Origin of the sequence: Thermocrispum sp. (genome assembly GCF_002919275.1) — a bacterium.
GTDB classification, from domain to species: domain Bacteria; phylum Actinomycetota; class Actinomycetes; order Mycobacteriales; family Pseudonocardiaceae; genus Thermocrispum; species Thermocrispum agreste.
Map to the genome: position 1 here is coordinate 12,112 of NZ_PKFA01000071.1, position 10,601 is coordinate 22,712.

General features: G+C 71.7%; 11 protein-coding genes and 1 other RNA gene. 9 read left to right on the forward strand and 3 right to left on the reverse strand.

Annotated features, from left to right (window positions below):
• Positions 1-120 precede the first annotated feature (120 nt).
• Genes CXP56_RS18705 through nudC form a run of 3 tightly spaced genes read left to right on the forward strand, consistent with a single transcriptional unit; the run spans position 121 to position 3,778 of the window.
• Entirely contained in the window at positions 121-1,404 is a 1,284-nt protein-coding gene (locus CXP56_RS18705; protein ID WP_028848952.1) for a M16 family metallopeptidase, read from the forward strand.
• Entirely contained in the window at positions 1,401-2,774 is a 1,374-nt protein-coding gene (locus tag CXP56_RS18710; protein ID WP_479267958.1) for a M16 family metallopeptidase, read from the forward strand. Before CXP56_RS18705 ends, CXP56_RS18710 begins: the two co-directional genes overlap by 4 nt.
• Complete coding sequence (nudC, locus tag CXP56_RS18715; RefSeq protein WP_028848954.1) at positions 2,771-3,778, forward strand: NAD(+) diphosphatase; 1,008 nt, start codon at positions 2,771-2,773, stop codon at positions 3,776-3,778. The genes CXP56_RS18710 and nudC overlap by 4 nt, the downstream gene beginning before the upstream one ends.
• A gap of 52 nt (positions 3,779-3,830) precedes the next feature.
• Here the strand turns inward: nudC and CXP56_RS18720 are convergent, their stop codons facing one another.
• The 3 genes from CXP56_RS18720 to CXP56_RS18730 are packed head-to-tail and all read right to left on the reverse strand — an operon-like array spanning position 3,831 to position 6,056.
• The gene (locus tag CXP56_RS18720) at positions 3,831-4,769 is read right to left on the reverse strand and encodes an SURF1 family cytochrome oxidase biogenesis protein (RefSeq protein WP_084609366.1); all 939 of its coding nucleotides are present in this window, start codon (positions 4,767-4,769) and stop codon (positions 3,831-3,833) included.
• Between the two features lie 16 nt (positions 4,770-4,785).
• Positions 4,786-5,580 (reverse strand): fructosamine kinase family protein, encoded by a 795-nt coding sequence (locus CXP56_RS18725; protein ID WP_425426148.1) that lies wholly within the window; start codon positions 5,578-5,580, stop codon positions 4,786-4,788.
• Positions 5,577-6,056, reverse strand: coding sequence for a low molecular weight protein-tyrosine-phosphatase (locus CXP56_RS18730; protein WP_038045559.1), 480 nt, complete (start codon positions 6,054-6,056; stop codon positions 5,577-5,579). Before CXP56_RS18730 ends, CXP56_RS18725 begins: the two co-directional genes overlap by 4 nt.
• Positions 6,057-6,187: 131 nt before the next feature.
• Here CXP56_RS18730 and CXP56_RS18735 point away from each other — a divergent pair, with 131 nt between their 5' ends.
• The 6 genes from CXP56_RS18735 (at position 6,188) to CXP56_RS18760 (ending at position 10,599) form a co-directional block, all read left to right on the forward strand.
• Complete coding sequence (locus CXP56_RS18735) at positions 6,188-7,033, forward strand: Nif3-like dinuclear metal center hexameric protein (protein ID WP_028848956.1); 846 nt, start codon at positions 6,188-6,190, stop codon at positions 7,031-7,033.
• Entirely contained in the window at positions 7,030-7,767 is a 738-nt protein-coding gene (locus CXP56_RS18740; RefSeq protein WP_028848957.1) for a zinc ribbon domain-containing protein, read from the forward strand. Before CXP56_RS18735 ends, CXP56_RS18740 begins: the two co-directional genes overlap by 4 nt.
• A 10-nt stretch (positions 7,768-7,777) precedes the next feature.
• Positions 7,778-8,947 (forward strand): bifunctional RNase H/acid phosphatase, encoded by a 1,170-nt coding sequence (locus tag CXP56_RS18745; protein ID WP_028848958.1) that lies wholly within the window; start codon positions 7,778-7,780, stop codon positions 8,945-8,947.
• Positions 8,948-9,073: 126 nt separating this feature from the next.
• Positions 9,074-9,463: RNase P RNA component class A (gene rnpB / locus CXP56_RS18750), an RNA gene on the forward strand.
• Positions 9,464-9,812: 349 nt separating this feature from the next.
• Positions 9,813-10,085: a hypothetical protein gene (locus CXP56_RS18755; RefSeq protein ID WP_028848959.1), complete on the forward strand. Its 273-nt coding sequence runs from the start codon at positions 9,813-9,815 to the stop codon at positions 10,083-10,085.
• 13 nt (positions 10,086-10,098) lie between these two features.
• A complete protein-coding gene (locus CXP56_RS18760; RefSeq protein ID WP_084609367.1) occupies positions 10,099-10,599 on the forward strand; it encodes a hypothetical protein in 501 nt (166 codons plus the stop codon).
• Positions 10,600-10,601: the final 2 nt, after the last annotated feature.

Here is a 10,601-nt window from a genome sequence, read left to right on the forward strand (position 1 = left end):
GGTGGTGGAGCATACGGCAGCGTCCCGACGCGTGACGTCCATGGGCACGCACCGGGGTGATCCAGGTACGTTGGCAGGTACATCGGCGCAGCGAGAAACCGCAAGATGCGAAGGAGAACCGTGGGGCAGATCGAGAAGTTCACCATCGACAACGGCCTCCGGGTGGTGCTCGCGCCGGATCGAGCCGCGCCGGTGGTGGCGGTGAGCGTGCACTACGACGTCGGCTTCCGTTCCGAGCCGGAAGGGCGCACCGGTTTCGCGCACCTGTTCGAGCACCTGATGTTCCAGGGCAGCGAGAGCTTGGAGAAGCTGGCTCATTTCCGGCACGTGCAGGGCAGCGGGGGGATCTTCAACGGGTCGACGCACCCGGACTACACCGACTACTACGAGGTGCTGCCGAGCGCGGCGCTGGAGCGCGCGCTGTTCCTGGAAGCCGACCGGATGCGGGCACCGAAGCTCACCGCGGAGAACCTGGCCAACCAGATCGACGTGGTCAAGGAAGAGATCCGGCTGAACGTGCTCAACCGCCCCTACGGTGGCTTCCCGTGGATCTGGCTGCCCCCGGTGCTGTACGAGACGTTCCCGAACGCGCACAACGGCTACGGCGACTTCGTCGACCTGGAGCAGGCGACGCTGGACGACTGTGCCGAGTTCTTCGACACCTACTACGCCCCGTCGAACGCGGTGCTGACGGTGGCCGGGGACTTCGAGGTCTCGCACGCCAAGGACCTCGTGGTCAAGCACTTCGGTGACGTGCCTGCCCGGCCGCGGCCGGAGCGGCCGTCGTTCGCCGAGCCCCGGCCGGAGACCGAGAAGCGCGGCACGCACGTGGACAACCACGCCCCGCTGCCCGCGCTGGCCATCGGCTACCGGATGCCGGACCCGATCGGGGAGCTGGACGCCTACCTGGCCCACCTGGTGCTGGCCGGTGTGCTGACCGACGGCGACGGCTCCCGCCTGGAGCAGCGGCTGGTGCACAAGGACGGCCTGGTCACCGACATCAGCGCGGGCGCGGGCCTGTTCGGGCCGTTCGAGGCGCGGGACCCGGACACGTTCTCCATCACCGCGATCCACCCGGCCGAGGTCACCGACCGGCAGGTGCTGGACGCGGTCGACGACGAGCTGGAGAAGCTGGCCGCGACGCCGCCGACGGCCGAGGAGCTGGCCAAGGTGACTGCGCGGTGGAAAGCGAACCTGCACGGCGAGCACGACAAGCTGATGTCGCGCACGCTTGCGCTGGGCTCGCTCGAACTGCTCTACGGCGACGCCGGGCTGATGTACGAGCTGCCGGAGAAGTTCGGCGCGGTGACCCCGGAGGACGTCTCCGCCGCCGCCAAAGCGCTCCGGCCCGATTCCCGTGCCGTGCTTCTGGTGCAACCCCGGACCCAGCAGGAGGACCAGTGACCGTGGCGAAGTCGTACCGCAGCGCCGAGGAGATCGGCCGCACCACCCTCGGCCCGCGACCGGTGCCGGAGCTGGGCGAGCAGCGCCCGGCGGCCGACCTGGCGTCGGTGGACACGGTGCTGCCGAACGGACTGCGGGTGCTGGCGGTGCGGCACGCCAGCGTGCCGACGGTGGAGCTGCGGCTGCGCATCCCGTTCGGCGGCACCGACCCGCTGCACTCGGCGCGGGCGGAGGTGCTGGCCGAGACCCTGCTGACCGGCACCACGCGCCGGGACCGGGTGGCGATCGACACCGAACTGGCGCTCATCGGCGGCGAGCTGGGCACCGCGGTCGACCCGGAGCGGCTGTCGGTGTCGGGCAGCTCGCTGGCGGAAGGCCTGCCGACGCTGCTGGACGTGCTCGCCGACGTGCTGATCGACGCCACCTACCCGGACAACGAGGTGGCCAGGGAGCGGGAACGGCTGGCCGAGCGGATCGCGGTGGCCCGCACCCAGCCGCGGGTGATCGCCAGGGAGGCCCTGCAGCGACGCCGCTACGGCGACCACCCGGTGGTGCGCGAGATGCCCGAGGCCGAGGACGTGGCCACCGTGGATCCGGACGCGGTGCGTGCGCTGCATGCGGCCGCGGTGCTGCCCAGAGGGTCGGTGCTGGTCCTGGTCGGCGATCTGGACCCGGAGAAGGTGGTCGACGACGTCGTCGCCGCGGTCGGGGGCTGGTCGTCGGAGAAGGAAACCACCCCGTTGCAGCCGCTTCCGGACGTGCAAGGTGGCGACGTGCTGCTGGTCCCGCGTGCCGGTGCGGTGCAGTCGCAGATCAGGCTGTCCGCTCAGGCGGTGCCGCGCACCGACGAACGGTATGCCGCGTTGCAGCTGGCCAACCTGGTCTTCGGCGGGTACTTCTCCTCGCGGCTGGTGGAGAACATCCGGGAGGACAAGGGCTACACCTACGGCGCGCACTCCGGTTTCGAGTTCACCGGGGAGACCGCGACGTTGGACATCGACGCGGACACCGCGTCCGAGGTGACCGCGGCCGCACTGATGGAGACCCGGTACGAGCTCACCCGGCTGCGGGTCGTCCCGCCCAGCGAGGAGGAGGTCGCCGCGGTGCGCCAGTACGCCGTCGGCTCGCTGCTGATTTCCACGTCGTCGCAGACCGGGCTGGCCTCGCAGCTGGCCGCGCTCACCGGGGCGGGGCTCGGGGTCGACTGGCTGACCGGCCACCCGCAGCGGCTGCAGCAGGTCACCACCGAGCAGGTGGTGGCGGCGGCACGGGAGTTCTTCGCCCCCGAGCGGTTCACCGGCGTGGTGGTCGGTGACCCGGACGCGCTCACCGACGGACTGGCGGCACTGGGAGGAGTCGTCCTGCCGTGACCGCGGGCAGCACCGAGCCGTTCCGGCTGCACAGCGTGCCCGCGCTGGCGCGGGTGACGGTGGATCGGAGCGAGTGGCTCCGGCAGGACCGCGATGCCCTTCGCGAAGGGTGGCCGACCGCTCGGGTGCTGGTGCTGGACAAGCGTGGCCGCACCCCGGTACTGGAGGACGACGGCCGTCTGGCGCTCCGCAAAGCCATGGACATCGCGCCGGAGCCACCGGAGGGTGCGATCTTTCTCGGCCGGTCGCCGGAAGCCGACTACTGGGCGGTGCTCGACGTTCCGGAACCCGAGGGGCAGGTCGTCGAGGTGCCGGGCCGTTTCGGCGTGGCGGTGACTCACATCCTCGCCGACGGGGAACGATGGGTCGGCCTGCGTGAGTACGGCGACGATCTCGACGACACCGGGGCGGGCCTGTTCACCACCGCGCTGGCCTTGCGCAGCTGGTATCGGCGCGCCGCGCACTGCGCCCGGTGCGGCGCTGCGACGGAGATCGTCCACGCCGGCTGGGCCTCGCGCTGCACCGGATGCGGCCGGGAGGAGTATCCGCGCACCGATCCGGCGGTCATCTGCCTGGTGCACGACGACGTCGGCGTCAACGGCGAGCGGGTGCTGCTGGCCCGCGGGGCGGGCTGGCCGGCGGGAGCCCGGTCGGTGCTGGCCGGGTTCGTCGAGGCAGGTGAGTCGCTGGAAGCCTGCGTGGTCCGGGAGATCAGGGAGGAAGTCGGCATCACCGTGCGGGACGTGCGTTACCTCGGCAGCCAGCCGTGGCCGTTCCCGCGGTCGATCATGCTCGGTTTCGCCGCCCGTGCCGATCGGGACGCCCCGCTGAAGCTTGCCGAAGGGGAGATCGAGACGGCGCGCTGGTTCACCAGGGACGAGATCCGGGACGCGTTCGCCAGGGCGGACCGGCCGCCGAAGGAGGGGGACGCCGAGCTCCGGCTGCCCACCAACTCGTCCATCGCCCGGTTGATGCTGGAGTCGTGGGCGGCCGCGGAGCCGTGAGAATGCGTGCCCGCAGACGACCCGTGCTCGGCGCGGTCGTGCTGCCGGACCGTCAGCGCGAGGTCGCGTTCGTGGTGTCCGCACCGCTGGCGCCGGCCTCGCCGGAACTGGCCCGGTGCCCGCGGGTTGCGGGCTGTTCGCCGCCTGGTGCGGCCTCGGCGCCTTCGCGTGCCTCGGTGGTTTCGCGTTCTCCGGTGTCTTCGTCGTCCTCGGCCAGCATCTCGGCCACCGTCTTCCGTCGTGGCCGCTGACCGGCTTCGTGCAGGGCGCCGCCCGGCTTCAGCTCCCGCCACGTGAAGTACCCCCAGCCGACGAGCGCCATCACCCCGAAGGCGATCCACTGCATGCCGTAGGACAGGAACGGACCGGACTCCAGCTGCGGCAGCGGCAACGGCTCCAGCGCGCCGGGCTGGTTGCGTTCCAGCTGGAAGTAGCCGGGCCGGAAATCCAGGCCGGTGGCCCGCTCCGCCACCGTGGAGCCGACCCCGTAGACGTGCAGCTGTTCGCCGCGCGGCTCGGCAGGCCGGGTCGGAGGCTCGTCGATGCGCGCCCTGGCCTGGACGGTGACCCGCCCTTCCGGCACCGGGGGGAACTTCGCGAACTGTGCATCGTCCCCGGGTTCCACGTAGCCGCGGTCGATGAGCACCAGCTCCCCGTCGTCGGTGCGCAGCGGGACGAGGATCTCGTACGCGGGTTGGCCGTTGACCGTGCGCAGCCTGGCGACCAGTTCGTGCTCCGGCAGGTATTCGCCGGTGATGGTCACCCGGCTCCACTGGGTGCGGGAGTCCGGCGCGGCCCCGCCGGGCAGCACCTCGGCCAACGGGCGCGGCGGTGCCTCCAGCGAGGCTTGCAGCGCGTCGTTGGTGGCCTGGCGCTCGTCGTGCCTGCCCAGCTGCCACGGCGCGAGCAGCGTGAAGCAGGCAGCGGCGAAGGCGAAGACGGCCACCGTCAACGCCAGCCAGCTGGGCTGCAGCAGGAACCTCAACCGCACGATTCCACCGTACGGCTCAGGCCAGCGCGAGTGTCCGCCGGGCGGCGGCCTCGGCCTGCGCCGCGTACCCGCCGCCGAACAGCACCGTGTGCACCAGCAGCGGAAACAGCTGATGCATCGGCGTCCGTTCCTGCCATCCGTCGGCCAGCGGGGCGCCCGCCTGTGCAGCCGCTTCGGCGTACGCGGCCAGGATGACGGTCAGGTGGGGAGCGCCGAACAGCTGCAGCATGGCCAGGTCGGTCTCCCGGTGCCCGCCGTGCGCAGCGGGGTCGATCAGCCACGCGCGCCCTTGGGAGAAGTGCACGTTGCCGCTCCACAGGTCGCCGTGCAACCGGGCGGGCGGCTCCGCTGCGCTTTCTTCTCCGGCGGCTTCCCGCAGCACGTCGCACGCCCGGGAGATCACCGCGGCCTGTCCGGAACTCAACGCCCCGCTGTCGCGCGCCTGCCGCAAGTACGGCTCGACGCGCAGCTCGGCATAGAAGGTGGCCCAGTCCTCGCGCGGCTCGTTACGCATGCGGGCCCGCCCGATCCACGCATCGGCCGGACCTCCCGGCGGGGGGCAGCCGAATGCGTCCGCGCCACGCAGATGCAGCGCTGCCAACCCGGCGCCGAACTCACGGGCAGCCGCCTCGGTCGGGCTCGACGGCGGCAGGTACTGCGTCTGCAGCATGTCGCCGTCTACGGCGTGCACCTCCGGCACGGCCACGTCACCGGATTCCGCCAGCCAGCGCAGCCCGGCCGCTTCGGCCTGCGCGCTGGGATCGCGCTTGACCACCACGCGACGCCCGTCGGGCAGCTGTTCCACCCTCACAGTCGCTCGCGCACCCAGTCGATCAGTCCCGGCATGGCCGCCTCGATCATCTCCAGCACGTCGGTGAAGCCGTCGTCGCTGCCGTAGTACGGATCCGGGACGTCGGCGTCGTCGCCCGCGGCGGGGTCGAACGACCGCAGCGTGCGAATCCGGGCGTGGTCCTCGGTCATCCGCCGCAAGCTGCGCAGATGCCCGGAGTCCAGCGCCACCAGCAGATCCGCGGACAGATGCTCGGGACCGACCTGTGCTGCGGTGTGCGTGATCGGGTAGCCGTGTTCCTTCAGCACCGCGACGGCCCGTGGGTCGGCGGGCTCGCCGACGTGCCACGAACCGGTCCCGGCGCTGCTGACCCGCACCCGGTCGGCCAGGCCCACGCGGCGCAGGTGCTCGCTGAACACCGCGGCGGCCATGGGGGAGCGGCAGATGTTGCCGGTGCAGACGAAGACGACCGAAAGGCGCGCGTCACGATCTGGCATGCCTGCCAGCCTAGAGAGTGGCCCCGCCGCCGGGCGGCGTCGCCTGCACGGATGAGGCCGCGGGCACACGGGTGGTGACCAGGCGGGCAGCCGTCGCGCCCCCGGGGAGCGGCTGTGCGAGGATCGCCGGCATGCCGAAGGTCCGTGAACTGATCGGAGTTCTGCAGGCCGCCTACCCCCCGGAGCTGGCCGAGGAGTGGGACGCGGTCGGCCTGGTGTGCGGCGACCCGGACGACGAGGTGGAGCGCGTGCTGGTGTGCGTCGACCCGGTCCGTGCCACCGTGGCCGAGGCTGAACAGCTCGGTGCCCAGCTGATCGTCGCGCACCATCCGCTGCTGCTGCGCGGGGTGAACTCGGTGGCCGCGGACACCCGCAAGGGCTCGCTGGTGCACCGGATGATCCGCAACGGCATCGCGTTGTTCTGCGCCCACACCAACGCGGACGCGGCCAACCCCGGGGTGTCCGACGCGCTGGCCGAAGCCATCGGGCTGACCGAGCTGCGCCCGCTGAACACGCACCCGCTGGCCACCCCGGAGGAGCCGGTCGGGATCGGCCGCATCGGCGAGCTGCCGGAGGCGATGACGCTGCGGGAGTTCACCGCCCGGGTGGCCGCCGCGTTGCCGCCGACCGAGCCGGGAGTGGTGGCCGCCGGGGATCCGGACCGGGTGATCAGGACCGTCGCCGTGTCCGGCGGCGCGGGGGACTCCTATCTCGGAGTGGCCACCGCTGCGCGTGTCGACGCGTTCGTCACCGCGGATCTGCGGCACCATCCCGCGAGCGAGCACCTCGCGGACGGCGACGTGCCCGCGCTGGTGAACGTCACGCACTGGGCCAGCGAATGGCCGTGGTGCGAGCAGGCGGCAGGCGTCATCCGGGCGGCGTGCGAGGGTACCGTCGAAGTTCACGTCTCGCGGCGCAACACCGACCCGTGGACGATCCGCGGAGCGGCAGGCGAGCAGGGAGGATTGGCGCAGTGAAGGTTGATCCGGCGACACAGGCCCGGCTGCTCGAGCTGGCCGAGCTGGACGGTGAGCTGGACCGCGTCCGGCATCGGCGCGAGAATCTGCCCGAGCAACAGGTGCTGGACGAGCGCGCGGCCGCGTTGCGGTCCGCGCAGGACGCGCTGGTGCAGGCTCAGATGCTGGCGTCGGATCTGGACCGCGAGGTCAAGCGGCGGGAGCGGGAGATCGAGACGGTGCGGGCCCGGGCCGACCGGGACCGCAAGCTGATGGAATCCGGCTCGGTGTCCGCCAAGCAGCTGACCGACCTGGAGCACGAGATCGGCACGCTGCAGAAGCGGCAGCAGACGCTGGAGGACGACCTGCTCGAGCTGATGGAGCAACGGGAAGCCGTCGGCATCAACGAGCGCAAGTCGGGCGAAGCCGTGGCGGCCGCCGAGCAGGAGGTCGCCGAGGCGCGCGCCGCCGTGGAGTCCGCGCAGGCCGAGCTGGCGCGGACGGAGGAGAAGTGCGAGGCGGAGCGGGCGAAGCTGCGCGAGGAGCTGCCCGCGCAGCTGGTCGAGCGGTACGACCGGGTGCGGCAGGCGCGCGGCCGAGGCGCCGGCCTGCTGCGCGCCCGGCGCTGCGGGGCATGTCAGCTGGAACTGGACCGGGTGGCGCTGTCCAAGGTCAAGGCCGCGGCCGACGACGAGGTCGTGACGTGCGACAACTGCGGCGCGATCTTGGTGCGCACCGCCGAATCGGGGTTGTGACCACGTGCAGGTGATCGTCGAGGCGGACGGCGGGTCCCGCGGCAACCCGGGGCCCGCTGGTTACGGTGCTGTGGTGCTGGACGCCGACGGCCGGCGGGTGCTGGCCGAGCGGCAGGGCGGCCTGGGGGTGACCACCAACAACGTCGCCGAGTACACCGGGTTGATCGAAGGCCTGCGGGCCGCGGCCGAACTCGGGGCGACGCGGGTGGACGTCCGGATGGACTCCAAGCTGGTCGTCGAGCAGATGTGCGGCCGGTGGAAGATCAAGCACCCGGCGCTGCAGCCGTTGGCCGGGCAGGCGCGGCAGCTCGCAGCACGGTTCGACGAGGTGACCTACCAGTGGGTGCCGCGGGCGCAGAACGCGCGTGCCGACCGGCTGGCCAATCAGGCCATGGACTCCCAGTCCGCGGGAGGGTCCGCGCGGCAGGAGAAGCGGCGGCCCGAGCCGGAACAGACCATGATCCCGCTGGAGACGGCCTCCACCGAGGCGGATTCCCGGCCCGCGCCTGCGCAATGGACCGGCGCGCAAGGCGCACCGACGCGGATGTTCCTGCTGCGGCACGGCGAGACGGCGATGTCGCTGGAGCGCCGGTACAGCGGGCGGGGCGACGTGCCGCTGACCGACCACGGCCGGGCGCAGGCGCAAGCCGCGGCCAAGCGATTCGCCGCCATGAACCCCGCCAGGTGGCGCACCGGCGAGGACGCCCCCGACGGTCCGGTGCCGGTGATCAGCTCGCCGCTGTCCCGGGCGGTGGCCACCGCCGAACAGGTCGCGGCCGCGCTCGGCTCGACCGTGGAACAGCATCCCGGCCTGCTGGAGACCGACTTCGGGCAGTGGGAGGGCCTGACGTTCGCCGAGGCGGCCGCGCGCGACACGGAGCTGCACGCGGCCTGGCTGGGCGACACCTCCGTCGCCCCGCCCGGCGGGGAGAGCTTCGACGTCGTCCACGGGCGGGTGCGCCGGGCACGCGACGAGCTGCTCGCCCGCTACGGCGGCCGCACGATCGTGGTCGTGACGCATGTCACGCCGATCAAGTGCCTGCTGCGGATGGCGCTGAACGTGGGGCCGGAGCTGATGTTCCGGCTGCACCTGGACATCGCTTCCCTGTCGGTCGTGGAGTTCTACCCGGACGGGCACGCCTGCGTCCGGTTGGTCAACGACACCGCCCATCTGGAGTAGCCCGGCTCGGCCTGTTCGGTGCAGCGGCCGGTGCGCCCCGCGGCGGGTGGCCGGACGCTCGGTCGGTCCGCGACACGGACCGGAATGAACCATCCGGACGCCCGGCTCGTACTCTGAGGTAGCGGACGAGTTGGCAGGGCGGCCGCGGCCGGGAGCGCTCCTCCCGGTCGAGGAAAGTCCGGACTCCGCAGGGCAGGGTGGTTGCTAACGGCAACCCGGGGTGACCCGCGGGACAGTGCCACAGAAAACAGACCGCCTGGGCCCGGTGCTCAGGTAAGGGTGAAACGGTGGTGTAAGAGACCACCAGCGTCCCGGGTGACCGGGGCGGCTCGGTAAACCCCACCCGGAGCAAGGCCAAGAGGGCGCCCACCAGGGCGCCTGCGCGAGCGACAGGGCGGCCCGTCCTGCTCGCGGGTAGGCCGCTAGAGCCTGTCGGCGACGGCAGGCCCAGATGGATGGCCGCCACCCGAAGTACACCTTCGGGTACAGAATCCGGCTTACATGCCAACTCGTCCGCCCGCTACTCTCCGTATCGGATTCGGTACTGGCGAGGTGGTGAGACAGGTGGGCGACGGCATGTCGCGGCGGGCACCGCGCGGCCCGCTCGCGGGAGGAGGTGCTGCTCCGATCCAGTGGTTTCCGGGCTCCGATGCTGATGGTGGCGGTGTGGTCCGCACTATTGAATGCGGCCTGAGGGTCGTCACAATGCAGTGATGACGAGCAGCTCGAGCGGGCCGACGACTTAACAGAACGGGATCGGAAGGCTACCTTAGGTGACGGAACTGGCGACCCTGACGACCTGGACCGGCAGCGGGGCACGTGCGATGCTCCGCTTGGACACACTCCTCGCACTACGGAGTTCACGATGAGCACCATGACCACCCTGGCCGACGTGGTAGCGCAGGGCAAGGAGATCAGCACCGGCGGGCTGCAGCTGTGGCTGCAGGAGAACGTCGTTCCGTTGCTGCTGCTCGCCGTGGCCGTACTGCTGCTGTGGATCGGCGGAGGGAAGGGCGACAACGCCGGTGTGATGCGCCGGGTGGGCGGCGTGGTGGTCGCGCTGGCCATCATCGGGTTCGCGGTGTCCGGCGCCGGGGTGGACATCGGAGAGTGGCTCTCCGGTCTGTTCACGGGCTAAAGCAGGGATCTGAGTGCGCATACGAACCGACGACGAGGTGTACCGAGTCGACGCGGTGTGGCTCGGGCCGCCCAAGGCTACCTTCCCCTGGCGTGCGCGCTACGTCGCCTGGGGCGTGGGGGCCGTGGTGTTCCTCCTGGTGCTCACGGCCGAACGGCAGCTGGGCATCAAGTTCGGGTTCTTCTCCACGGCGTGGGCAGTCGTCATCACGATCGCGATCACCCGGCTGATCACCTCGCGCATCGGGCACGAGCGCCCGTTGGGATCCGTGCTGGTGATGGCGTTCCGCGAGCTGAACACACCACGGGAGCGGGTGTCCGGGGAAGGCGGCGCGGTCAGCGCGAGCAAGGTGCGGGTGCGTGCCGAGCGCCCGCGCCCGCGGCCCAAGACCGCCCGGCGTCCCGCGGCCCCGGTCTCGCACCGCGGGCCGGTACCCGCGACCCAGTACCACTACCACCGTCAGCAGTCGCACTATCCGCAGTGGGGTCAGCAGCAGATGTGGGCAGGGAGGTAGCG

Excerpts from the sequence above, each read along its gene's own strand:
- CXP56_RS18730 (WP_038045559.1), bottom strand. The coding sequence starts at position 6,056 with ATGCCAGATCGTGACGCGCGCCTTTCGGTCGTCTTCGTCTGCACCGGC.
- CXP56_RS18735 (WP_028848956.1), top strand. The coding sequence starts at position 6,188 with ATGCCGAAGGTCCGTGAACTGATCGGAGTTCTGCAGGCCGCCTACCCC.
- CXP56_RS18755 (WP_028848959.1), top strand. The coding sequence starts at position 9,813 with ATGAGCACCATGACCACCCTGGCCGACGTGGTAGCGCAGGGCAAGGAG.